Raw genomic sequence first — 22,924 nt, forward strand, 5'->3', positions numbered from 1 at the left:
CCCCGGACGCGTCAGGCCGCGCGGCGGACGGCGGCCGCCCGCGTCAGGCGCGGCGTCACGAGGACGAGCAGACCGACGAGGACGAGCACCCCGCAGCCGAGGAAGACGCCCGAGTAGCCGAGCGCGCTCGTGCCGCCGAGGGCGATGACCGGGCCGGCGACGATGGCGCCGACGCGCGTCGTGTTCATGAAGAGCGACGACGCGAGCCCCGGCCGCCCGACGACGTCCTGGAAGAGCGTCAGCCCGACCCCCGACATCGTCGCGATGAAGACCGCGTTGGGCAGCTGCCCGAGGAGGAGCACGAGCGGGGAGGCGGCGAGGGTCATCGCGGCGTAGTAGCCGAGCCCGGCGAGGCATCCGACCGCCACGACCCGACGGGGGCCGAACCGGGCGGTGATCCGTCCGAGCAGGACGAGGATGGGGATCTCGAGGGCCGCGCACGCGCCGAGGGCGATGCCGCTCCACTCGAGGTCGAGCCCCAGCTCGTCGGTGACGAGCAGCGGCAGCGACGAGACGGCGGCGTTGAGCGCGGCGCCGAGCGCGACGAAGGTCGCGAGCAGGACCAGCACCTCGGGCCGGCGCAGCGCGACGCTCATCGGCTCCCCTTGCGGCGGAGGCGCCTTCGCGTGGGGCGAGGTGGCGTGTGCGTGCATCATCACGCGGGTGAGGGCCAGGCCGAGGACGCCGAGCGCCGCGACGACCCAGAGCACCGAGCGCTGCCCGAGCACCCCCATGAGGAACGCCGCGAACGGCGGCCCACCGACCCACGCGAAGGAGAAGACCGCCCGCGTGCGCATGATCTGCTGGACGCTCGCGCCCGTGTGCCGCTGGTACGCGAAGAGCAGCCCGATGGCGATGCCGGCGGGGCCGCCGAGCGCCACGAGGGCGAGCACCGCCAGCGGCAGGGTCGTCGCGAGGGCCAGGGCGGTGGTCAGCGCGATCGTGAAGCCGCCGCACCAGAGCAGCGGCCGCAGGTAGTCGCCCCGCCGGTCGGCCCGCGTCGGCACGACGAGCGTCGAGACGAAGCCGCTCACGTTGTACGCCGCCAGGGCCAGGCCGACCTCGCCCGCGGACGCCCCGTAGAGCGACACGAGGATGATGCCGATCGCCGGGTTGAGGAAGGCGAACTGCGTCCCCCACAGCAGGGCCGCGGAGGGGACGAGCAACGAACGACGGTGCCCGGCGAGGAAGCCGGACCTCGCGACCGGGGTCACTTCTTGGTGGCCTGCGCCCCGGCGCCGTCGGAGGTCAGCGCGGCGATGAAGGCCTCCGGCGGCACCTCGACCGACCCGATGTTCTTCATCCGCTTCTTGCCGGCCTTCTGCTTCTCGAGCAGCTTGCGCTTGCGGCTGATGTCACCGCCGTAGCACTTGGCGAGGACGTCCTTGCGGATCGCGCGGATGTTCTCGCGGGCGATGACCCGGGCGCCGATGGCGGCCTGGATCGGCACCTCGAACTGCTGACGCGGGATGAGCTCCTTGAGCTTGCCGGCCATCATCAGGCCGTAGCCGTAGGCCTTGTCCTTGTGCACGATCGCCGAGAAGGCGTCGACGGTCTCGCCCTGGAGGAGGATGTCGACCTTGACGAGGTCGGCGGCCTGGTCGCCGTCGGGCTCGTAGTCGAGGCTCGCGTAGCCGCGCGTGCGCGACTTCAGCTGGTCGAAGAAGTCGAAGACGACCTCGGCGAGCGGCAGCGTGTACCGCATCTCGACGCGGTCCTCGGAGAGGTAGTCCATCCCGAGCAGGGTGCCGCGCTTGCCCTGGCACAGCTCCATGATCGCGCCGATGAACTCGCTCGGCGCGAGGACGGTCGTGCGGACCTTGGGCTCGCGGACCTCGGCGATCTTGCCGCCGGGGAACTCGCTGGGGTTGGTCACGACGACCTCGGTGCCGTCGTCCATCGTCACGTCGTAGACGACGTTCGGCTGGGTCGAGATGAGCTCGAGGTCGAACTCGCGCTCGAGCCGCTCGCGGACGATCTCGAGGTGGAGCAGGCCGAGGAAGCCGCAGCGGAACCCGAAGCCCAGCGCGACGGAGGTCTCGGGCTCGTAGACCAGGGCGGCGTCGTTGAGCTTGAGCTTGTCGAGCGCCTCGCGCAGGTCCGGGTAGTCGGAGCCGTCGAGCGGGAAGAGGCCGGAGAAGACCATCGGCTTGGGGTCGCGGTAGCCGCCGAGCGCGTCGGTGGCCGGCTTGGCCGCGTTGGTCACGGTGTCGCCGACCTTCGACTGGCGCACGTCCTTGACGCCGGTGATGAGGTAGCCGACCTCGCCGACGCCGAGTCCCTTGCCGGGCACCGGCTCCGGGCTGATGACGCCGATCTCGAGCAGCTCGTGGTGCGCCTTGGTCGACATCATGACGATGCGCTCGCGCGGGTTGAGGTTGCCGTCGATGACGCGGACGTACGTGACGACGCCGCGGTAGGTGTCGTAGACCGAGTCGAAGATCATCGCGCGCGCCGGGGCGTCGGCGTCGCCCTGCGGCGAGGGGATCTGGGCGACGATCGAGTCGAGCAGCGGCTCCACGCCGACACCGGTCTTGCCGGAGACCTGGAAGCAGTCCTCGGGCTCGCAGCCGATGAGGCCGGCGAGCTCCTCGGCGTACTTCTCGGGCTGGGCCGCCGGCAGGTCGATCTTGTTGAGCACCGGGATGATCGTGAGGTCGTTCTCCATCGCGAGGTAGAGGTTCGCGAGGGTCTGCGCCTCGATGCCCTGCGCGGCGTCGACGAGCAGCACGGCGCCCTCGCACGCGGCGAGGCTGCGGGAGACCTCGTAGGTGAAGTCGACGTGGCCCGGGGTGTCGATCATGTTGAGGACGTGGCTCGTGCCGTCGACCTCCCACGGCATCCGGACGGCCTGGCTCTTGATCGTGATGCCGCGCTCGCGCTCGATGTCCATCCGGTCGAGGTACTGCGCGCGCATCGCGCGGTCGTCGACGACCCCGGTGATCTGGAGCATCCGGTCGGCGAGGGTCGACTTGCCGTGGTCGATGTGGGCGATGATGCAGAAGTTGCGGATCGCCTCCGGCGGTGTCGCGTGCGGCTGCAGCACGGTGCGGGCGCGGGGTGACACGGGTGCGCGGTTCCTTGCGGTCGGGGGCTGGCGGGCGGTGAAGGACCAGTCTCCCACGGCTCACGGCCCCGGGTGTCACCGCCGCGTCCGTCCACCCCGACACCGCCCCGCCGCCCCGACCTCGCCCGGCCGACCCGCCACGGCACCCCGACACGGCGACGTCACCCCGGCACGACGAGATCACCCCGTCACAGCGAGTACACCCCGTCACAGTAAGTACACCCCGTCACCGCCCCGCCGCCCCGACCTCGCCCGGCCGACCCGCCACGGCACCCCGGCACGGCGACGTCACCCCGGCACGACGAGATCACCCCGTCACAGCGAGTACACCCCGACACCGCCCCGCCGCCCCGACCTCGCCCGGCCGACCCGCCACGGCACCCCGGCACGACGAGATCACCCCGGCGCGCGGGGAACCCGGTCGTACCCGGACGCGGCGCATGGCACGGTGGGCGGATGACTCCCCCGGTGCCCGAGGTCGACTACGGCCGCACGAGCCGCCGGCCCGCCTTCGACACCCTGCCGGCCGCAGTCTCCGACGCGGTGGCCGCGGTGGCCGGCAGCCCCGTCGTCGGGGCGCACGCCCCGGTGGGCTCGGGCTTCGGCGGCGCCTTCGCCGGCTCCGTCGCCCTCGCCGACGGCCGGACGGTGTTCGTCAAGGCGGCGGGCGCCTCGACCCCGCACGTGCTGCGCGCCCTGCGCCGCGAGTCGCAGCTGCTGCCGGGGCTCGCCGGGCTCGCCTGCACCCCTCGGATGCTGGGCCTGCGCGACGTCGAGGCGGGCGGCGGATGGCGCGTCCTCGTCCTCGACCACGTCGACGGCACCCGACCGGGCGCCCCGTGGACACCGCGGGACGTCGACGCGGTCCACGACGCCTGCCGCGAGATCGCGGCCACGCCCGCGCCCGTCGTGCAGGGCCTCGGGCTCGCGACGGTCCGCGACGAGCTGGCCGGCGCCACCGCGTCGGTGCCCGCGCTGCGCCGGCTCGCGGAGGGCTCGCAGCCCTGGCCGGCCGGTCACGTCGTCCCCGAGCGGGCCGCCGCCGCCGAGCTCGTCCACCTGGCCTCGCGCGTCCTCGACGCCGTCCACGGCGACGCGCTGGCGCACCTCGACCTGCGGCCGGACAATCTCCTGCGCGAGCCGGACGGCCGGATGCGCGTCGTCGACTGGAACCAGGCCGCCGTCGGGCCCGCGTGGTTCGACCTCGTCACGCTCTGGCCGCTGATGCACCACCACGGCATCGACCTGACCGCCCTCGAGCGCTCCCCGCTGCTCGACGGCGCCACCGACGACGACGTCGACGCGGTGCTGGCCTTCCTCGTCGGCTTCATGCTCGAGGACCTCGACGCACCCCCGCCGCCGGGGTGCACGGAGGCGCTGCGGGCGCACGCGCTCTTCTTCTCCGACACCACGACCCGGCTGCTCGCGCACCGCCGCGGCTGGTCCCTGACGCGCTGAACGGACAGCGACGCAGGACGGCTCAGGCGCTCCCGCGCTTGATCGAGGTCATCTTCTTGCCGCGCGCGACCTCGTCGACGAGGAGGTCGAGGTAGCGGATGCGCTGCATGAGCGGGTCCTCGATCTCCTGGACGCGGTGGCCGCAGATCGTGCCGGTGATGAGCCCGGCGTGCGGCGTGAAGGCAGGGGCGCGCTCGAAGAACGTCTCGAGGTCGCGCTCGTCGTCGAGGGCCTCGCGCAGCCCGGCCTCGTCGTAACCGGTCAGCCAGTGGATGACCTCGTCGACCTCCGCACGCGAGTGGCCCTTGCGCTCGGCCTTGGCGACGTAGTGCGGGTAGATGCTCGCGAACGGCGTGGCGAAGACGCGGTGATCGGCCACGGGTCCTCCTCGGTGTCCCGGGCCGACGTCCCGGTGGCCGGCCCCACCCGAGCCTAGGAGACCCCGGCCGCCACGTCACGGCCCGGCTAGGGTCGGCGCATGCAGTGGCAGCGCATCCTCCGCCCGGTCCTCGACGGCGCCCTGCGCGAGCTGCTGCGCGGCGGCTCGCGCCGCGGGTCGCGCCCGGCCACCCCGGCGCCGCGCTCCCGGCCCTCCGCGCCGGCGCCCGCCCCGCGTCCGGCCGGCGGCTACCCGGGCGACTACACCGGGGCGCTCGACCCCGTGTACGCCCCGCGGCCCGACGGACGCCCCGACCCCGGCGAGATCGTCTGGACGTGGGTGCCCTACGAGGAGGACCACGCGCAGGGCAAGGACCGGCCGGTGCTGCTCGTCGGGCACGACGGCCCCTGGCTGCTCGGGCTGCAGCTGACGAGCAAGGACCACGACCGCGACGCCGAGCAGGAGCGGCGGGCCGGGCGGCGCTGGGTCGACATCGGCACCGGCGCCTGGGACCGGCAGGGCCGTCCGAGCGAGGTGCGCGTCAACCGGGTGCTGCGGGTCGACCCCGACGCCGTCCGCCGCGAGGGGGCCGTCCTCGACCGCGACCGCTTCCTCGAGGTCGCCGCGGCGGTCCGCGCCGGCCGCTGACCCACCTCGCCCGGACCACCTCGTCGGGACACCGGCTCCGGTCGCCGTCGTGCCGTCTGGAGGATTTCCACGTTCTTGACCCAATGGGCGGAACTTCTTACCTGAGCGAGACCCGGGCCGGACCCCGGCGGTCCTACCGTCGAGGCGCTCCCCCGCCCCGACCCAGGAGACCGACCCCATGCGACCACTCCGCACGACCCGACGCAGCGGCCTCGCGGCCCTCGCCGCCGGGGCCACCGCCCTCGCGGGCCTCGTCGCCGCCCTCCCCGCACAGGCGACGCCGGCGCCCCACCCCACGGCGCAGGCCCGCGCGGTCGGCATCGACCGGACGGGGGACGCGTTCATGGGCTGGTCCGCCGGCCCGGGCGCCGCGGCCCCGACCGACCGTCCGACCGCGTCCTCGTCGCTCGCGGCGGTCACGCAGACCCCCGGCATCGACGTCTCGAAGTGGCAGGGCACCGTCGACTGGGCCTCCTGGTGGGCCAAGGGCACGAAGTTCGCCTACGTCAAGGCGACCGAGGGGACGACCTACCGCAGCCCCACGTTCAGCGCGCAGTACACCGGCTCCTACGACGTCGGGATGATCCGGGGCTCCTACCACTTCGCCCTGCCCGACTCCTCCTCCGGCGCCGCGCAGGCCGACTGGTTCGTCGACCACGGGGGCGGCTGGAGCGCCGACGGCCGCACGCTGCCCGGGGTCCTCGACATCGAGTTCAACCCCTACGGTGCGACCTGCTACGGCAAGAGCCAGAGCGGGATGGTCTCGTGGATCCGCGACTTCACGAGCCGCTACAAGGCCCGCACCGGCCGTGACGCCGTCATCTACACGGCGACGAGCTGGTGGACGCAGTGCACCGGGGGCAGCACCGCGTTCTCCACGACCAACCCGCTGTGGGTGGCCCGGTACAGCACGAGCGTCGGGACGCTCCCGGCCGGCTGGGGTTACTACACGTTCTGGCAGTGGACCGACAGCCCGCTGGACCAGGACCGCTTCAACGGCGACCTCGCCGGGCTACGGCGGCTCGCGCTCGGCTGACCCGTCGTCCCGCGAACGCACGAGGGCCCGTCACCGGATCGGTGACGGGCCCTCGTGCGTGGGCTGCTCCGCTCAGAGCGAGGCGGCCCGCTTGGCCATCGCGGACTTCTTGTTCGCGGCCTGGTTCTTGTGGATGACGCCCTTGCTCACGGCCTTGTCGAGCTTGGTCGACGCGACCTTGAGCGCCTCGGCGGCCTGCTCGGCGTTGCCGGTGTCGGCCGCCTCGCGGAAGCGACGGATGGCCGTCTTGAACTCGCTCTTGACGGCCTTGTTGCGCTCGGTCGCGAGACGGTTCGTCTTGATGCGCTTGAGCTGGGACTTGATGTTCGCCACTGTGTATTCGTGCCTTCGGTCGAGGAATCGGTTGCCGTTAGAGGGCGGCAGTCGCGGGTCGGGACCGGGCGTGGGGCACCCGTGGTTGACTCGCGCTGGATGAAGCTCGTGCGCGCGCGACCACACGCGCACGCAGTCGACAAAGGTACCAGCGGCGCGCACCCCCGCCAAAACGGGTGACGTGGGGCGCTGGGCGGGTCACTCGTCGCGGTGCCGACCGTGCTGGGCGGTGATCGTCAGCACCGCCCGCTCGACGGCGTAGACCGGGTCGCGGCCGCCGCCCTTGACCTCGGCGTCCGCGGCGGCGAGCGCCTGGAGCGAGGTCGCGAGGCCCTCGGCGTTCCAGCCCGAGAGCGTGCGCCGGGCCCGGTCGACCTGCCACGGGGCCATCCCGACGTCCCGGGCGACGTCGGCGGGGCGCCCGCGGCCGGCGGACCCGACCTTGATGAGCTGGCGCACCTGCTGGGCGAGGACGGCGACGATCGGCACGGGGTCGACCCCGACGGCGATGGCGTGCCGGAGCAGGCGCAGCGCCTCACCGGGGTCGCCGGCGAGGGTGGCGTCGGCGACCCGGAAGCCCGTCGCCTCGACCTTGCCGCCGTGGTAGGTGAGCACGACCTGCTCGTCGATGACGCCGGTCGTGTCGTCGACGAGCTGCTGGCAGGCGGCCGCGAGCTCGCGGACGTCCTTGCCGACGGCCTCGACGAGCGCGTGCACCGCCTCGGGCGTCGCCTTGCGGCGGGCGCGCCGGAACTCGTGGGTCGCGAAGTCGGTCTTGTCGCGGTCGGTCTTGACCGCCGGGGCCTCGAGGACCCGCGCCCTCGCGCCGCGCAGGGCGTCGAGGACCTTCTTGCCGCGCTGGCCGCTCTTGTGGAGCACGACGAGGGTGAGGTCCGGCTCGGGCGGGCCGGCGAGCAGGCCGAGGAGGTCGCCCTGCAGCTCGTCCGAGGCCTCGTCGAGGTCGTGGACGACGACGCACTTGTCGCCGCCGAAGAGCGAGGGGCTGGTGTGGAGCACGAGCTCGCCCGGCTGGTAGGAGGCCGCGTACACCCGGATGACCTCGAGGTCGGGGCTCCCGACGCGCAGCTCCTCGAGGGTGTGCGCCAGGGCGCGCTCGGCGAGGATGCCCTCCGGCCCCGTGACGAGGACCAGCGGCGGCACGCGCTGCGCGACGGCGACGACGTCCTCGGTCATGGTGGTCACTCTGCCACCCACCGCCGACGCCCCGCGCGCGGCCCGGGCGGCCTACGATCCCCCGGTGCTGCTCGACGTCCCGTACGACCCCGCCCGGCACCGCCGCGTGGTCGTCGTCGGGGTCACCGGCGCCGGCAAGACGACGTTCGCGGCCCGCCTCGCCGCCGCGACCGGCACGCCCCTCGTGGCGACGGACGACCTCATGTGGCGGCCGGGATGGGTGCAGCTCGGCCCTGCCGCGCAGGTCGAGGCGGTGCGCCCGCACGCCGAGGGCCCGGCGTGGGTGATGGACGCCCTGTGGAGCGCCCCGCGCGACCTCGTCCTCGCCCGGACCGACCTCCTCGTGGCCCTCGACCACCCGCGCCGGGTGTCGCTGCGCCGGCTGCTCGTGCGGACCCTGCGCCGGCTCCTCGACCGCGAGGAGATCTGCGGCGGCAACGTCGAGTCGTGGCGCCAGACGTTCTCGCGCGACTCCATCATCTTGTGGCACCAGCGCTCGTTCCGGCGTCGGCAGGAGCAGGTCGCGGCGATGGTCGCGGACCCCGACGGTCCGCCCGTGCTGCGCTTCACCGACCCTCGCGCGACGGAGGCGTGGCTGCGCGCCGTGGAGCAGCCGGTCACCTGAGCCCGGTCGCGAGGGCAGGCGACACGCAGGCGATCCGGCGCGATCCCGCGCGTGTTCCCTCCTCTCGAGGCCTCAGCGCCTCCCCCGCCGGCGGCGTCGCCACCCGAACCGCCACAGGGCGAGGGCCAGGACGGCGAGGGCGAGCTCCTTCCACCGCCAGGCGACCCACGACGTGGAGGTCCCGAAGGGCGACCACGTCGGTCCACCGTCGAGCGCGTCCTGCGCCCACACCGCGGTGGTCCAGTCCAGCCCGCCCACGTCGACGACGGGGCGGCTGCCGCTCCCCTCGCCCGCCATCACGGTCAGGCCCGTGACGTCCGTGCCGCCGAAGAGCCGGTCGCGGGCCCATCCCGTGCCCTGCACCATCTGGTCCGGCACCTCGACGGGCGTCGGCCGCTCCACCGGCCGACCGCCCAGGTCGACGGGCTCGAGCCCCGGCAGGGCGAACCCCTCCACCCACCAGGTGCTGCTGAGGGAGCCGTCGCCGCCGTCCCGGTCGTCGGAGCCCCGCAGCCAGAGCGTCCCGTCCCCCCGGATGCTCCCCCACCACTGCCCGAAGGGGACCTGCTCAGACCCGGCCGCGACCTCGTGCAGCCGCACCGTGCCGAAGGCAGTGGTGCGACCGGTCCGGCGGTCCCAGACCACGAGGTCGACCGTGGGTCCGCTCGCCACGGTGTCGGTCTGCCCCACCAGCCGCCCCAGCAGCCGGTCGGCGTCGAGCCAGCCGGCCGGCTGGTCCATCCCCGTGACGACGCTGACGTCGCCACCGCTGCCGAGCACGAGGACGCGCGACGCACCGGTCGCCGTGGACACCGGCACGGCCACCCGCGAGCCGTCGGGCGAGAAGGTCCCCGGGCTCTGGAACGCGACCCCGTACCGACGGCCGCTCACGAGGAGGCCGTCGCGCCCCTGCACCCCGGACCCGACGTCGGGATAGTCCGTGTGCCCACCGGTCCGCAGGTCGAGCACCCGGTAGAGGCCGCGGTCCCCCGCCCCCACGAAGCCCACCCGGGTGCCGTCGGGCGAGAGGCTCGGCCACATCTCCGCGCCGACCCCCGGCAGGCGGTAGCGGGTGCCGGAGGCATCCACCGCCTGCCACCCGCCGGACCCCGGGTCGCCGGAGCGCACGAGGAGGGCGACCGGCGTCCCGGCGGCGGGCAGGTCGCGTACCCACCACTGCGGGCCGATGCGCTGTGGGTAGGACCCGACCCCGCCGGGCCGGCCCTCCGCCGCGGGGAGCGCCGCGCGGGGCAGCCCGGTCGGCGCCAGCACCACGCCGGCGACGACCAGGACGAGGGCGAGGAGGGTGCCGGCGGCGGCCGCGCGCGAGCCGAGCCGGCGACGACGGCCGCGCCGCCACGTGACGTCGGCCGCGCCCCGCGCCCCGAGGTCGACCGGGGCGTCCTCGGCCGCCCGTCGCATCGTCTCCGTGAGGGCGTCCATCAGGCCTCCGTCCGCGCCGGCGCGAGCTCGGCGACGAGGTGCGGGTTGAGCTCGCGCAGCCGGGCGAGCGCGTGCCGGGTCTGGCTCTTGACCGTGTTCGGCGAGCAGCCGAGGACCTCGGCGGACTGCACCTCGGTGCGGTCCTCGAGGAAGCGCAGGACGAGCACGGCGCGCTGACGCGGCGTCAGGGTGGCCAGCGCCGCCTGCAGCGTCATCCGCAGGTCGGGGTCACCCGCGCGGCCGGCCCCCTCGGGGACCACGTCGACGAGCCGCTCGGGCCGCCGTGAGCGCCAGCGCCACCGGTCGACGTGCAGGCGGTGCAGGACGGTGCGGGCGTAGGGCATCGGGTCGGCGTCGTCGCGGGTGACGGAGGCCCAGCGGGCGGCCATCCGCACGTGGGTCTCCTGCACGAGGTCCTGGGCGGCGTGGTGGTCGCCGGTCAGCAGCCACGCGACCCGCAGCAGCGGGACGGTGCTGGCGCGCACGAACTCCTCGTACGACGCGTCGGGCACGGAACGCCTCATGACCACCTCCGCACCATGACACGTCGGCGGGGGCGCCCGCGGGTGGATGCCGCGCCCCGCCGGTCAGTCGAAGGTGAGGGTCGGGCCCGACCCGGCCTCGAGGCCGAGCCCGGCCAGGCGCGCCTCGACGGCCGACGGCGGCAGCTCCATCGACTCGGCGAGCTCGGTGAGCGAGAGGCCGAGCTCGACGCCGTCGCGCAGCTCCTCGTCCTCCTGCGCGGTCCACGCGTGGCCTTCGGTGACGGCGGTGCGCGAGGACGGCGGGGGCGGCGGCGCGTCGGCCACCGGGCGCTCGTCGGCCTCGGTGACCCCCGCCACCGGCGCGGCCGCCGCCATCGAGGTGCCGGCGACGGCGCCGGTCAGGCCTCGGCGGGTCGGCTCGAGGACGGGGAGCGGCGGGGGCGCGATCTCGTCGAGGCGCTTGAGCGCCCCGAGGACCATCTCGCGGTCGGCGGTCGGCCAGAACGGCGGCAGGGAGCGCTGGAGGAAGCCGGCGTAGCGCGCGGTCATCATCCGGGAGTCGAGGAACGCGACGACGCCGCGGTCGTCGCCGCGGCGGATGAGCCGGCCGGCGCCCTGCGCGAGCCGCAGCGCGGCGTGCGTCGCCGAGACCGCCATGAAGCCGTTGCCGCCCATCCGCGCGATGGCCTGCGAGCGCGCCGAGGCCAGCGGGTCGTCGGGGCGCGGGAACGGCACGCGGTCGATGATGACGAGCTGGCACGAGGAGCCCGGGACGTCGACGCCCTGCCACAGCGACAGCGTGCCGAAGAGGCAGGTGCGCACGTCGCGCGCGAACTCGCGCACGAGCGTGGAGATCTGGTCCTCGCCCTGGCAGAGGACGACGATGTCGGTGTCCTCCAGCCGGGTCCGCATCTCCTCGGTGGCCTCGCGGGCGGCCCGCATCGACGAGAAGAGGCCGAGCGTGCGGCCGTTGGCGGCGCGCACGAGCGCCTCGATCTCGTCGAAGGTCTGCGGCGCCGTGCCGTCACGCCCCGGCGGCGGCAGGTGCTTCGCGACGTAGGCGATGCCCTGCTTCGGGTAGTCGAAGGGGCTGCCGACGTCGAGGCCGCGCCAGCGGGGGGCGCCCTCGCCGCGCAGCCCGATGGTCCCGGCGACGGCGTCGAAGGTGCCGCCGAGCTCGAGCGTGGCCGAGGTGATGACGACCGTGCGGTCGTCGAACACCTTGTCGCGCACCATCATCGCCACGCTCATCGGCGCGACGCGCAGCACCGGGCCGCGGCGGGGGTCCTTCGAGAGCCAGACGACGTCGAGCTCGCGCTCCTCGAGCATCCGGGCCGCGGTCTCGAAGAGGTCCTCGACGGCCGCGCGCGCGACCTGCTTTGCGCCGTCGACCTCCTCGCCCTGCTGCGGCTTGAGCTCGCTCTGCGCCTGGCGGGCGACGTCGCGGATGCGCGCGAGCGCCAGCGCCAAGGAGTCGGGGACGGACGTGAGCCGCCCCTCGGGCATCGGCTCGAGGACCGACTCCAGGAGCGTGGCGGCATCGTCGAGGGCCTCGGCGGAGTCGGCCTGGCGGCCGGCGCGCTTCGAGGCGGCGCGCACCGAGCCGGGCGTCAGCTCGTCGGTGATCGTCGAGGTGACGCGGTCGACGAGCTCGTGACCCTCGTCGACGACGAGCACGTCGTGCTCGGGCAGCATCTGCCGGCCCTCGAACGCGTCGATGGCCATGAACGAGTGGTTGGTGACGATGACGTCGACGTCGCGGGCGGCCTCGCGGGAGCGCTCGACGAAGCACTCGCCGACCATCGGGCAGCGCGACCCGAGGCACTCCTCGGCGCTGACCGACACCTGCCGCCAGGCCCGCTCGGAGACGCCGGGCACGAGCTCGTCGCGGTCGCCGGACTCGGTGACCTCGGCCCAGTCGCGCAGGCGGACGACCTCGGCGCCGAGGCGAGAGGCGGCGCGGTCGACGTCCCCCACCGCGAGCAGGCTGTCGGCGTCGTCGTCGGGGAAGCCGCCCTCGAGCTTGTGCAGGCAGACGTAGTTGCGCCGGCCCTTGACGAGCGCGTAGGTGGGGCGCCGGCCGAGGACCGGGGTGAGCGACTCGGCCAGGCGCGGCATGTCGCGGTCGACGATCTGGGCCTGGAGGGCGAGAGTCGCCGTCGCGACGACGGCCGTCTTCCCGGTGGCCATCGCGTGCTGGACCGCCGGCACGAGGTAGGCGAGGGACTTGCCGGTGCCCGTGCCGGCCTGGACGAGGAGGTGCTCGCCCGTCTCGACCGCCCGCGCGACCGCGTGCGCCATCTCGACCTGGCCGGGGCGCTCGGTGCCACCGACGCCTCCGACGGCGGCGTGGAGGAGGTCGTCGAGGTCGGGCACCCGAGCAGCCTAGGCGGTCGCTCCGGCGGGCCCGACCCGTCGTCTCCCGGTAGCGTGAGCCAAGCGTGGCGCCACGACGTCTGTTGCGTATCGTGCGTCGCGTTGCGAACAGCGCGTCGTTTCCCTTGTCGCACGGCCTCGACGGGTGCCACGATGGCGAGCGTGACCACGAGTGCGCAGACCCGCCCCGTCCCGCCCGACATCGAGATCGCCGAGGCGGCCGAGCTCACCCTGATCGCGGAGCTCGCGCGCGAGAAGCTCGGCATCGACGCCGAGCACCTCGTCCCCTACGGCCACACGAAGGCGAAGATCTCGCTCGCGTACGTCAACTCGCTCGCCGACCGCCCCGAGGGCCGGCTCGTCCTCGTCACCGCCATCTCGCCGACGCCCGCGGGCGAGGGCAAGACGACGACGTCGGTCGGCCTCGCCGACGCGCTCGCCTCGCTCGGCGAGAACGCGATGGTGGCGCTGCGCGAGCCCTCGATGGGCCCGGTCTTCGGCATCAAGGGCGGCGCGGCCGGCGGCGGCTACGCCCAGGTCGTCCCCATGACCGACATCAACCTCAACTTCACCGGTGACTTCGCGGCCATCGCGGCGGCGAACAACCTGCTCTCGGCGGTGCTCGACAACCACCTCCACCACGGCAACGCCCTCGGGATCGACCCGCGCACCGTCACCTGGAAGCGCGTCGTCGACCTCAACGACCGCGCCCTGCGCGACGTCGTCGTCGGCCTCGGCGGGGTGGCGAACGGCATCCCGCGCGAGGACGGGTTCGACATCGTCGTCGCCTCCGAGGTGATGGCCATCCTCTGCCTGGCCACCTCCGTCGCCGACCTGCGCGAGCGGCTCGGGCGCATCGTCGTCGGCTACACCCGCGACAAGCAGCCAGTCCACGCGCGCGACCTCAAGGTGCATGGTGCGATGACCGTCATCCTGCGGGATGCGTTGGCGCCCAACCTCGTCCAGACCCTCGAGCACACCCCGGCGATGATCCACGGCGGCCCGTTCGCCAACATCGCCCACGGCTGCAACTCGGTGATGGCCACGCGCACCGCGCTGAAGCTGGCCGACTACGTCGTGACCGAGGCCGGCTTCGGGGCAGACCTCGGCGCCGAGAAGTTCGTCGACATCAAGTGCCGGACCTCCGGCCTGCGCCCCTCGGCGGTCGTCGTCGTCGCCACCGTCCGTGCGCTCAAGTACCACGGGGGCGTCGCGGTCGCCGACCTCGGGCCGGAGTCGGTCGAGGCCGTGAACGCCGGGATGGCCAACCTGCGCCGCCACCTGCGCAACGTCCGCGACGTCTACGGGCTGCCCGCCGTCGTCGCCCTCAACCGCTTCCCCACCGACACCGACGCCGAGGTCGCCGAGGTGCTGCGGCTCGTCGAGGCCGAGGGGTTCCGGGCGTACGAGGCGACCCACTACGCCGACGGCTCGGCCGGCGCGCAGGCCCTGGCCCGGGGCGTCCTCGAGGTGGTCGAGGCCGGCACCGCCGACATGCGGCTGGTCTACCCCGACGACGCGCCGCTCGCCGAGAAGGCCCGCGCCGTCGCGACGCAGGTCTACGGCGCGGCCGACGTCGTCTTCGAGCCGAAGGCGGCCAAGCGGCTCGCGGCCATCGAGGCCGAGGGCTACGGGCACCTGCCGATCTGCATGGCCAAGACGCAGAGCTCGTTCTCGACCGACCCGACGTTGCGCGGCGCCCCGGAGGGCCACACGGTCTCGGTGCGCGAGGTGCGCCTGGCCGCCGGCGCGGGGTTCGTCGTCCTCGTGACCGGCGAGATCATGACGATGCCCGGCCTGCCCCGGGTCCCGGCGAGCGAGCACATCGACGTCGACGACGACGGGCGGATCGTCGGCCTCAGCTGATCGCCCGCCCGTCGAGCCGACGGGCCATCCACACGTCGTCGCGGTCGTCGCCCGGTGCCACCCGGATGCCGCCGGGCAGCCGGCCGACCTCCGCGTACCCGAGGCCGGCGTAGAAGGCATCGACCCCGGTGCCGCCGCGGACGCCGAGCTCGACGACCTCGACCCCGTCCGCGCGGGCGACCCGGTGCAGCGCCGCCATGAGCAGGCGGCCGAGGTTGCGGCCGCGGCGCTCCGGGTGCGACATCACGCGGTAGGCCGTGCGACGGTGAGCGAGCAGCGGGTTCGGCCCCTCGACCCACCAGCCGAGGGCGACGAGCGCACCGGCCGGGTCGCGCAGCAGGACGGCGACGGCCCGATCATCGGCCATCGAGTCCTCGTGCGCCGCCAGCGCCTCGGCCACCCGGCCGCGCGCCGCCCCGGGCAGGAAGCCGACCGCTCCCCCGGCGTCGTTGACGGCGCACCAGAGGTCGAGCACCTCCGCGCGCGTCGTGGCGTCGAAGGGCGAGCGGTGCGTGTGCACCGACGGGGCGACGAGCACCACCGGCGCGGGCACGTCCGCGGGGTCGGCCGCCCGGGCCCGGGCCACGACCTCCGGGGGCACCCCCGGCAGGCGCGCACCCTCGTCCGCGGCGCCGACGTGGGTCAGCCCGGCCCGCTCCGCGGTGCGCGTCGAGGCGAGGTGGTCGGGGCGCGCGGTGGCGACGAGCGGCAGCGCCGGGCCGTGCTCGACGGCGTCCGCGACGACGGCACGGGCGACCTCAGGGCCGAGCCCGCGCCCGTGGTGGGGCCGGTCGAAGCGGTAGTAGAGGTTGAGGTGGCGCCCTTCCCGGCCGTGGATGACCCCGGCCACGCCGAGCGCCTCACCCGACCCGCGGTCCTCGGCGACGCCGTACCCGAAGCCGTGCTCGGCCCAGTGCGCGAGGGCCAGGTCGAGCTTCTCGCCCGCGGCGTCGGCGTCGCGCGCGACGGCCCACGGCGCGAACGGGTACTGCGCGGGGTCGGTGTGCAGCCGTACCCAGAGGTCGCGGTCGTCCGGGGTGAGCGGACGCAGCCGCAGGCGGTCGGTCAGCAGGGTGCGGGGGGTCGTCACCCGCGCACCCTATTGCACATCATTCGCAACAGTGGGGTGGAGGGCGGTCGCTGCCGGCGACGTCACCGAAGAACCGGGTCGTCACCGGGACGACGCGGAAGGTCACCCGGGACGGGGAGGCATCCGCGTCCCGGGCAAGGTTCCCCGTCATCACCGTGATGACGGGGTACCTCGGGCGCGGGCGCGGGTGCCAGCGCCTGTCGGGTCCCGGGCGGACCGGCCCCCGGAGGAGCCGACCGCCGGTCAGACCGCGTAGGCCGACAGGTCCTCCGCGAGCTCGGGGTCGACGCGGGCGGTGAGGCGCGTGCCGTCGGCGACGTGCTCGCTCGCGAGCACCTCCCCCGTCTCGTGCACCCGGCTCACGAGGTCGCCGCGGTCGTAGGGCACGAGGACGTCGACGTCGACGTCGGGCCGCGGGAGCTCGTCGGCGACCAGCGCCCGCAGCTCCTCCATGCCCTCGCCCGTGCGGGCCGAGACGATGATCGAGTGCTTCTCGTGGCGGCGCAGCCGGTCGAGCACCTCGGGGTCGGCCAGGTCGGCCTTGTTGACGACGATGACCTCCTTGACGTCCGTGGCGTCGACGTCGGAGAGGACCGAGCGCACCGCGGAGATCTGCCCCTCGGGGTCGGGGTGCGAGCCGTCGACGACGTGGAGCAGCAGGTCGGCCTCGGCGACCTCCTCGAGCGTCGAGCGGAACGCCTCGACGAGCTGGTGCGGCAGCTGGCGCACGAACCCGACGGTGTCGGTCAGCGTGTAGAGACGGCCGTCCGGGGTCTCGGCGCGGCGCACGGTCGGGTCGAGGGTGGCGAAGAGCGCGTCCTCGACGAGCACGCCGGCGCCGGTCAGCCGGTTGAGCAGGCTCGACTTGCCGGCGTTGGTGTAGCCGGCGATGGCCACGCTGGGCACCTGGTTGGCCCGACGCCCGCCGCGCTTGGTGTCGCGGACGGTCTTCATGTCCTTGATCTCGCGGCGCAGCTTGGCCATCCGGGTGTTGATGCGTCGGCGGTCGAGCTCGATCTTCGTCTCACCCGGGCCGCGCGAGCCCATGCCCTGGCCGCCGGCGGCCTGGCCACCGGCCTGCCGCGACATCGACTCGCCCCAGCCGCGCAGGCGGGGCAGGAGGTACTGCAGCTGCGCGAGCTCGACCTGCGCCTTGCCCTCCCGGCTCTTCGCGTGCTGCGCGAAGATGTCGAGGATGAGCGCGGTGCGGTCGATGACCTTGACCTTGACGACGTCCTCGAGGGCGCGGCGCTGGCTCGGCGCGAGCTCGGTGTCGCAGATGACGGTGTCGGCGCCCTCGGCGATGACGACGTCGCGCAGCTCGGCGGCCTTGCCCTTGCCGAGATAGGTCGCGGGATCGGGGTTGGTCCGGCGCTGGATGACGCCGGCGAGCACCTCGGAGCCGGCGGTCTCGGCGAGCGCCGACAGCTCGCGCAGCGAGTTCTCGGCGTCGAGCAGCGTGCCGTCGCACCAGACGGCGGCGAGCACGACCCGCTCGAGCCGCAGCTGCCGGTACTCGACCTCGGTGACGTCCTCGAGCTCGGTCGAGAGGCCGCTGACGCGGCGCAGGGCCGCGCGCTCCTCACGGTCGAGCTGGTCGCCGTCGTAGCCGAAGGCCTCGTCGTCCAGGACGATGCCGGCGTCGTCGTGGCGGGTGGAGTCGGCGAGCGCCGCGGCCCGCCCGGTGATGGTGTGTCGTCCAGTCATGTTCTCCCTAGGGTCTCACCGTCCAACGCCCGGAGGCGACCGCATTCTTCCGGTTCACGCCGCCGGCGCCCGCGACGCTAGCCTCTCGACCCGATGAGCGAGCACGAGCACTACTTCACCGCGCAGCCCGCGAGCGCCGCCGAGCGCCGCCCGCTGCGGGTGCACCTCGCCGGTCGCGCCGTCGAGGTCGAGGTCGCGGGGGGCATCTTCTCGCCGGGCGGGCTCGACAAGGGCACGGCGGTCCTCCTCGACGAGGTCGCGCCGCCTCCGCCCTCGGGGACCTTCCTCGACCTCGGGTGCGGCTGGGGGCCGATCGCCCTGACCCTCGCGCTGCGCGCGCCGGCCGCGACGGTCTGGGCGCTCGACGTCAACGAGCGCGCCCTGGACCTCACCCGGCGCAACGCCGCCGCCCTCGGCCTCGACGGGGTGCGCGCGGCCACGGCCGACGCGGTGCCCGCCGACGTGCGCTTCGACGTCATCTGGTCCAACCCCCCGATCCGGGTCGGCAAGGCCGTCCTCCACGACCTGATGCGCACGTGGCTGCCGCGCCTGGCGCCGGACGGCGTCGCCTCGCTCGTCGTCCAGAAGAACCTCGGCTCCGACAGCCTCCAGCGCTGGGTCGAGGACGAGCTGGGGATGCCCTGCACCCGGCGCACGTCGAGCAAGGGGTTCCGGGTGCTCGAGGTCCGTCAGGGCTGACGCCGCTCCGGCCGCACGACCATGGCCGAGCCGCCACCGCGCCGCACCTTCTCCGCGACGGCGGTGTACCGACCGTGGCCGAGGACGCTGATGGCCGTCGCGGCGCCGATCTCGGCGGTCTCCGAGAGCCGGTGCCCGAGACCGGTCAGGCCCGCACCGGTGGCCCCGCCGGTGATCGCCGGCTCGGCCTGCTCGCTCGTCCCGTTGCGGCTGGAGAGCCGCGGCGCCTGGAGCGCGTCGCCGACCGTCATCCCCCGCTCGTAGTGGCCGAGGAGGACCTGGGCGACGGTCGTGATGATCGTCGCGCCGCCCGGGCTGCCCGCCACGAGCTCGAGCCGGCCGTCGTGCAGGACGATCGTCGGCGTCATCGACGAGCGCGGACGCTTGGAGGGGCCGGGGAGGTTGGGGTCCGGGACGCCGGGGGTCACGGGCACGAAGTCGAAGTCGGTCAGCTCGTTGTTGAGCAGGAAGCCCCATCCCGGCACGGTGATGCCCGAGCCGCCGGTCTGCTCGATCGTCGAGGTGTAGGACACCGCGTTGCCCCAGCGGTCGACGACCGAGAGGTGCGTCGTCGACATCCCGTCGTGGGGCAGGACGCCGGAGGCCGTGCCGTCGGCGCAGCCGGCGTAGGCGCCGTCGGGACTGCCGAAGGGCACGGGGCGGGCCATCGCCGCCGAGCCGGAGAAGAGGCAGGCCCGCTCGTCGGCGAACGCCTGCGAGACGAGCTCGCGGGTCGGGACGCCGCGGACGTCGCCGACGTAGCGGTTGCGGTCGGCGAAGGCGGTGGCCGACGCCTCGGAGAACCGGTGGAGGTACTGGACGTCGTCGACGCGGGAGGTCGGCCTCCCCGTCCGGGCGTCGTACGCCTCGACGAGGTTGAGGATCTCGGCCAGCGCGATGCCGCCGCTGCTCGGGACGGGCATCCCGTAGACGTCGCGCCCCTTGTAGGTGGAGTGCACCGGCTCCTTGTCGAGCGCGCGGTAGCGGCGCAGGTCGGAGCGGGTCAGCTCGCCGCGGGCGACCGTGGTCCCGGAGACGGTCGCCGGGCGGCGCGAGGCGGCGAGCACCGCGTCCCCGAGCCGACCGCGGTAGAGGCTGTCGACGCCGTGGGTGCGCAGCTCGCGGAACGCGCGCGCGAGGTCGGGGTTGCGGAAGACCGACCCGACGGCCGGCGCCTCACCACCGGGGAGGAACACCCGGGCGGTCTCGGGGAAGACCGAGAAGCGCGCGGCGTTGTCGGCGGTCTGGTCGTGGAAGGTCTGGTCGACGACGAAGCCGCGGCGGGCGATCTCCTCGGCCGGGCGCAGGAGGGTGCCGAGCGTGCGTGTGCCCCATCGGTCGACGGCCCGCTGCCAGGTCGCCGGCGTCCCGGGCACCCCGACGGACTGGCCGGACCCCACGACGGTGGCGAAGTCGAGGGCCGAGCCGTCGGCGGCGCGGAACTGGTTCGCGTCGTAGGTGGCCGGTGCGGCCTCGCGCCCGTCGATCGTCTGGACGCGACCCCTACGGGCGTCGTAGTGGACGAAGAAGCCGCCCCCGCCGATGCCCGTCGAGTACGGCTCGGTGACCCCGAGGGCCGCGGCCGTCGCGACGGCGGCGTCCGTCGCGTTGCCGCCGGCCCGCAGGACGTCGATGCCGACCTGGCTGGCCACCGGGTCGACGCTGGCGACGGCCCCGCCGGAGCCGGTCATCACGGCCACCTTGGGCAGCTCGTGCCCGACCGGGGGCGGCCCCGCGCGGCCCGGGCCTCCCTGCGCCTGCGCCGACGGCGCGGTGACGGCGAGCGCCGCCACGAGGCCGAGGGCGAGGCCCACGACCGCGACACGGCGGCGGGGCTGGGCGGGTGCGGCAGCGGCTGTGGTCCCCATCACCGCACCGTAGACCGGGGTCGGCGGCCTGTCGCGGCGAGCGCTGCGGAGAGCGCCGCGAGGCCCGCGGGTCAGCCCGGCAGCAGGCCGACCGGCACCGTGCCGTCGGCGACGAGCACCGCGGGGCCGGCGAGCTCGACGCCCCCGCCGTCGGACAGGCGGACGGAGAGGCGCCCCCCGGGGACGTCGACGACCCACGCGGCGCCGGTGTCGAGGGAGCCGGCCCAGAAGCTCGTGGCGATGGCCGCCGCGCAGGCGCCCGTGCCGCAGGAGCGGGTCTCGCCCACCCCGCGCTCGTGGACGCGCAGGACGACGTGCCCGGGCCCGACGGGCCGGACGAGCTCGACGTTGGTGCCGTTGACCGGCTCGGGGCGCACGACCGGCGCCCGGGTGAGGTCGAGCGCGTCGAGGTCGACGTCCTCGGGAAGGGCGACGACCGTGTGCGGGTTGCCGAGGTCGACCGAGAGCGCCGAGTAGGGGTCGCCCTCCCCCACGTGCACGAGCGAGTCGAAGCCGTCGCGCGCGGCCGCGGCCGGGTCGGCGAGGCGCCACGGCCCGAGGCCGACGGCCCAGTGGTCGCCGTCGCGGCGCACGACCTTGGCGCCGGCCCGCGTGGCGATGACGAACTCGTCGGCGGTCTCCAGGCCTTCGCGGCGCAGGTACTCGGCGAAGACCCGGGTGCCGTTGCCGCACATCTCGGCGGCCGAGCCGTCGGCATTGCGGTAGTCCATGAACCACCGGGCGTCGGAGGCCTGCTCGCGCACCGAGGGCTCGCTCGCGGCATCGGTGGGCACGACGCGGATGACGCCGTCACCGCCGAGGCCGGCCCGCCGGTCGGCGAGCCACGCGGCCCGCCCGGCGCTCAGCCCGAGGGCACCGTCGAGGTCGGGGACGAGGACGAAGTCGTTCTCGGTCCCGTGGCCCTTCGTGAACGCCAGGGGGTCAGCCATGCGGCCCATCGTCGCATCCCGGCCCGGCGCCCGGGCCCTGCGCCCGCTCGACGACAGCGAGCGCCTCCTCGAGCAGGCCGGGGTCGGCGGCGTCGAGCCAGTGGATGCGGGGGTCGGCGCCGAACCACGACTCCTGGCGACGGACGAGGCGCCGGGTGCGCAGCGCGGTGTCGTCGACGGCCTCCTCGACCGTGGCCGTGCCGTCGAGGACCGCGAGCGCCTGCGCGTAGCCCACGGCGCGGCTCGCCGTCCGCCCCTCGCGCAGGCCGTGCTCCACGAGCTCCCTGGTCTCCTCGACGAGCCCGCCGTCGAACATCGCGCGGGTGCGGCGCCCGATGCGCTCGTCGAGCTCCTCGCGCGGCAGCCGCAGGCCGAGGACGAGCGTCGGCCGCAGGTGCTCGCGGGTGGGCATCGTCGCGCTGAAGGGGCGACCGGTCAGCCGGACGACCTCGAGGGCGCGCACGACCCGCCGGGTGTTGTTCGGCTCGATCGCCGCGGCGGCGGCCGGGTCGAGCGCCGCCAGCTCCGCGTAGAGGGCGGGCGTGCCCTCGGCGGCGGCCCGGGCCTCCAGGTCGGCGCGCACCGTCGCGTCGGTGGGCGGGATCTCGAGCCGGTCGAGCGCGGCCCGCACGTACAGGCCCGAGCCCCCGACGAGGAGCGGCACGCGCCCGCGACCCAGGGCGGCCTCGAGGTCCACCCGGGCCTCGCGCTGGTAGGCGGCGACGCTCGCCTCCTGCGTCACGTCGAGGACGTCGAGCTGGTGGTGCGCGACGCCCTCGCGCTCGGCGAGGGTCAGCTTGGCGGTGCCGACGTCCATCCCGCGGTAGAGCTGCGAGGCGTCGGCGGAGACGACCTCGCCCCCGAGCCGGTGGGCGAGCGCGACCCCGAGGCCGGACTTGCCCGTGGCCGTCGCCCCGACGACGGCGACGACGAGCGGCGGCGTGCTCAGCGCGCCTCGTCCCCGTGGTCGTGGTGCTCGTGATCGTGGTGCTCGTGGTCGTGCCCGCCGCCCTCGGCGTCGAGCCCGTCCTCGTCGACGTCGTCGTGGCCGAACGGGTCGCGGTCCTCCCCCGGCATCCACGACAGACCGGGCACGCCCCAGCCGTTGGCCTTGACGGCCTTCTTCGCGCGGCGGGCCCACTTGCCCTGGAGCCGGTCGACGTAGAGGAAGCCGTTGAGGTGGTCGTACTCGTGCTGGAGCATCCGGGCGAACCACCCGGTCGCCTCGTAGCGCAGCTCGTTCCCCTCGAGGTCCTGGCCGGTGAGGACGGCGCTCTCGCCGCGACGCAGCGGGTACGCCTCGCCGGGCACCGACAGGCAGCCCTCCGACTCGTCGTGGGGGTCCGGGTCGCCCGGGACGGGCTTGGCGGGGACGAGGTAGGGGTTGATGACGACGCCACGCGCCGGGATGCCGTCCTCGTTGCCGAGCTGCCACGTGAAGATCCGCAGGCCCACCCCGACCTGCGGCGCCGCGAGCCCCACGCCGCGCGCGGCGTCCATCGTCTCGTACATGTCCGCGACGAGCTCGCGGATGCCGTCGTCGATGACCTCGACGGGCTCGGCGCGACGGTGGAGGACGGGATCGCCGCTGATGACGACGGGTCGGATGGCCATGCGCGCGATTCTTCCAGAGGACACCGACCCGCTCGCACCGCACCCGGCGCCGAAAGGGCTGGCGCGGCGGGCCCCCGCGGGTGTCC

Annotated in this window: 20 protein-coding genes; 6 read left to right on the forward strand and 14 right to left on the reverse strand. The window is 74.7% G+C overall.

Going from position 1 to position 22,924, the window contains the following annotated elements; all coding sequences use genetic code 11:
* Nucleotides 1-11: 11 nt before the first annotated feature.
* Nucleotides 12-1,166: an MFS transporter gene (locus HL663_RS15590; RefSeq protein WP_173029222.1), complete on the reverse strand. Its 1,155-nt coding sequence runs from the start codon at nt 1,164-1,166 to the stop codon at nt 12-14.
* Nucleotides 1,167-1,210: 44 nt separating this feature from the next.
* Nucleotides 1,211-3,067: a translation elongation factor 4 gene (lepA, locus tag HL663_RS15595; RefSeq protein WP_286175705.1), complete on the reverse strand. Its 1,857-nt coding sequence runs from the start codon at nt 3,065-3,067 to the stop codon at nt 1,211-1,213.
* 456 nt (nt 3,068-3,523) lie between these two features.
* Between lepA and HL663_RS15600 the strand changes: the two genes are divergently transcribed.
* A complete protein-coding gene (locus HL663_RS15600; RefSeq protein ID WP_173029223.1) occupies nt 3,524-4,525 on the forward strand; it encodes a phosphotransferase family protein in 1,002 nt (333 codons plus the stop codon).
* 22 nt (nt 4,526-4,547) lie between these two features.
* Here the strand turns inward: HL663_RS15600 and HL663_RS15605 are convergent, their stop codons facing one another.
* Complete coding sequence (locus HL663_RS15605) at nt 4,548-4,904, reverse strand: DUF2200 domain-containing protein (RefSeq protein WP_173029224.1); 357 nt, start codon at nt 4,902-4,904, stop codon at nt 4,548-4,550.
* A gap of 99 nt (nt 4,905-5,003) precedes the next feature.
* Between HL663_RS15605 and HL663_RS15610 the strand changes: the two genes are divergently transcribed.
* Together HL663_RS15610 and HL663_RS15615 are read left to right on the forward strand one after the other, a co-directional pair.
* Entirely contained in the window at nt 5,004-5,552 is a 549-nt protein-coding gene (locus tag HL663_RS15610; protein ID WP_173029225.1) for a type II toxin-antitoxin system PemK/MazF family toxin, read from the forward strand.
* A 178-nt stretch (nt 5,553-5,730) separates the two neighbouring features.
* The gene (locus HL663_RS15615; protein WP_173029226.1) at nt 5,731-6,588 is read left to right on the forward strand and encodes a lysozyme; all 858 of its coding nucleotides are present in this window, start codon (nt 5,731-5,733) and stop codon (nt 6,586-6,588) included.
* A gap of 72 nt (nt 6,589-6,660) precedes the next feature.
* Here HL663_RS15615 and rpsT read toward each other — a convergent pair whose 3' ends face one another.
* Nucleotides 6,661-6,921, reverse strand: a complete 261-nt coding sequence (gene rpsT, locus HL663_RS15620; RefSeq protein ID WP_173029227.1) for a 30S ribosomal protein S20 — start codon at nt 6,919-6,921, stop codon at nt 6,661-6,663.
* Nucleotides 6,922-7,119: 198 nt separating this feature from the next.
* Entirely contained in the window at nt 7,120-8,115 is a 996-nt protein-coding gene (gene holA, locus HL663_RS15625; RefSeq protein ID WP_173029228.1) for a DNA polymerase III subunit delta, read from the reverse strand.
* 64 nt (nt 8,116-8,179) lie between these two features.
* On the opposite strand from holA, the gene HL663_RS15630 reads away from it, so the two are divergent.
* Nucleotides 8,180-8,740 (forward strand): P-loop NTPase family protein, encoded by a 561-nt coding sequence (locus HL663_RS15630; protein WP_216842596.1) that lies wholly within the window; start codon nt 8,180-8,182, stop codon nt 8,738-8,740.
* Between the two features lie 72 nt (nt 8,741-8,812).
* Here the strand turns inward: HL663_RS15630 and HL663_RS15635 are convergent, their stop codons facing one another.
* The 3 genes from HL663_RS15635 to HL663_RS15645 form a co-directional block, all read right to left on the reverse strand.
* Nucleotides 8,813-10,183, reverse strand: coding sequence for a PD40 domain-containing protein (locus HL663_RS15635; RefSeq protein WP_173029230.1), 1,371 nt, complete (start codon nt 10,181-10,183; stop codon nt 8,813-8,815).
* Nucleotides 10,183-10,707, reverse strand: coding sequence for a SigE family RNA polymerase sigma factor (locus tag HL663_RS15640; protein WP_173029231.1), 525 nt, complete (start codon nt 10,705-10,707; stop codon nt 10,183-10,185). Before HL663_RS15640 ends, HL663_RS15635 begins: the two co-directional genes overlap by 1 nt.
* Nucleotides 10,708-10,770: 63 nt before the next feature.
* A complete protein-coding gene (locus HL663_RS15645) occupies nt 10,771-13,044 on the reverse strand; it encodes an ATP-dependent DNA helicase (RefSeq protein ID WP_173029232.1) in 2,274 nt (757 codons plus the stop codon).
* Nucleotides 13,045-13,206: 162 nt separating this feature from the next.
* On the opposite strand from HL663_RS15645, the gene HL663_RS15650 reads away from it, so the two are divergent.
* Nucleotides 13,207-14,910 (forward strand): formate--tetrahydrofolate ligase, encoded by a 1,704-nt coding sequence (locus tag HL663_RS15650; RefSeq protein ID WP_286175706.1) that lies wholly within the window; start codon nt 13,207-13,209, stop codon nt 14,908-14,910.
* Here HL663_RS15650 and HL663_RS15655 read toward each other — a convergent pair.
* Together HL663_RS15655 and hflX are read right to left on the reverse strand one after the other, a co-directional pair.
* Nucleotides 14,903-16,000: a GNAT family N-acetyltransferase gene (locus tag HL663_RS15655; RefSeq protein ID WP_173029234.1), complete on the reverse strand. Its 1,098-nt coding sequence runs from the start codon at nt 15,998-16,000 to the stop codon at nt 14,903-14,905. The genes HL663_RS15650 and HL663_RS15655 overlap by 8 nt on opposite strands.
* Before the next feature lie 243 nt (nt 16,001-16,243).
* Entirely contained in the window at nt 16,244-17,707 is a 1,464-nt protein-coding gene (hflX, locus tag HL663_RS15660; RefSeq protein WP_173029235.1) for a GTPase HflX, read from the reverse strand.
* Between the two features lie 93 nt (nt 17,708-17,800).
* Here hflX and HL663_RS15665 point away from each other — a divergent pair, with 93 nt between their 5' ends.
* Nucleotides 17,801-18,406, forward strand: a complete 606-nt coding sequence (locus HL663_RS15665) for a class I SAM-dependent methyltransferase (protein ID WP_173029236.1) — start codon at nt 17,801-17,803, stop codon at nt 18,404-18,406.
* On the opposite strand, the gene ggt is transcribed toward HL663_RS15665, so the two are convergent.
* From ggt to def, 4 genes are all read right to left on the reverse strand, one after another.
* A complete protein-coding gene (gene ggt, locus HL663_RS15670; RefSeq protein ID WP_173029237.1) occupies nt 18,397-20,274 on the reverse strand; it encodes a gamma-glutamyltransferase in 1,878 nt (625 codons plus the stop codon). The genes HL663_RS15665 and ggt overlap by 10 nt on opposite strands.
* A 71-nt stretch (nt 20,275-20,345) precedes the next feature.
* Complete coding sequence (gene dapF / locus HL663_RS15675; RefSeq protein WP_173029238.1) at nt 20,346-21,224, reverse strand: diaminopimelate epimerase; 879 nt, start codon at nt 21,222-21,224, stop codon at nt 20,346-20,348.
* A complete protein-coding gene (gene miaA, locus HL663_RS15680; RefSeq protein WP_173030216.1) occupies nt 21,217-22,173 on the reverse strand; it encodes a tRNA (adenosine(37)-N6)-dimethylallyltransferase MiaA in 957 nt (318 codons plus the stop codon). The genes dapF and miaA overlap by 8 nt, the downstream gene beginning before the upstream one ends.
* The gene (def, locus tag HL663_RS15685) at nt 22,170-22,838 is read right to left on the reverse strand and encodes a peptide deformylase (protein ID WP_173029239.1); all 669 of its coding nucleotides are present in this window, start codon (nt 22,836-22,838) and stop codon (nt 22,170-22,172) included. The genes miaA and def overlap by 4 nt, the downstream gene beginning before the upstream one ends.
* Nucleotides 22,839-22,924 lie beyond the last annotated feature (86 nt).

This window comes from Arthrobacter sp. NEB 688 (assembly GCF_013201035.1).
Classification (GTDB): domain Bacteria; phylum Actinomycetota; class Actinomycetes; order Actinomycetales; family Dermatophilaceae; genus Phycicoccus.

Coding starts and splice junctions, on each gene's coding strand:
- HL663_RS15600 (WP_173029223.1), top strand. CDS start 3,524: ATGACTCCCCCGGTGCCCGAGGTCGACTACGGCCGCACGAGCCGCCGG.
- HL663_RS15610 (WP_173029225.1), top strand. CDS start 5,004: ATGCAGTGGCAGCGCATCCTCCGCCCGGTCCTCGACGGCGCCCTGCGC.
- HL663_RS15615 (WP_173029226.1), top strand. CDS start 5,731: ATGCGACCACTCCGCACGACCCGACGCAGCGGCCTCGCGGCCCTCGCC.
- holA (WP_173029228.1), bottom strand. CDS start 8,115: ATGACCGAGGACGTCGTCGCCGTCGCGCAGCGCGTGCCGCCGCTGGTC.
- HL663_RS15635 (WP_173029230.1), bottom strand. CDS start 10,183: ATGGACGCCCTCACGGAGACGATGCGACGGGCGGCCGAGGACGCCCCG.
- HL663_RS15640 (WP_173029231.1), bottom strand. CDS start 10,707: ATGAGGCGTTCCGTGCCCGACGCGTCGTACGAGGAGTTCGTGCGCGCC.
- hflX (WP_173029235.1), bottom strand. CDS start 17,707: ATGACTGGACGACACACCATCACCGGGCGGGCCGCGGCGCTCGCCGAC.
- HL663_RS15665 (WP_173029236.1), top strand. CDS start 17,801: ATGAGCGAGCACGAGCACTACTTCACCGCGCAGCCCGCGAGCGCCGCC.
- ggt (WP_173029237.1), bottom strand. CDS start 20,274: ATGGGGACCACAGCCGCTGCCGCACCCGCCCAGCCCCGCCGCCGTGTC.
- dapF (WP_173029238.1), bottom strand. CDS start 21,224: ATGGCTGACCCCCTGGCGTTCACGAAGGGCCACGGGACCGAGAACGAC.
- def (WP_173029239.1), bottom strand. CDS start 22,838: ATGGCCATCCGACCCGTCGTCATCAGCGGCGATCCCGTCCTCCACCGT.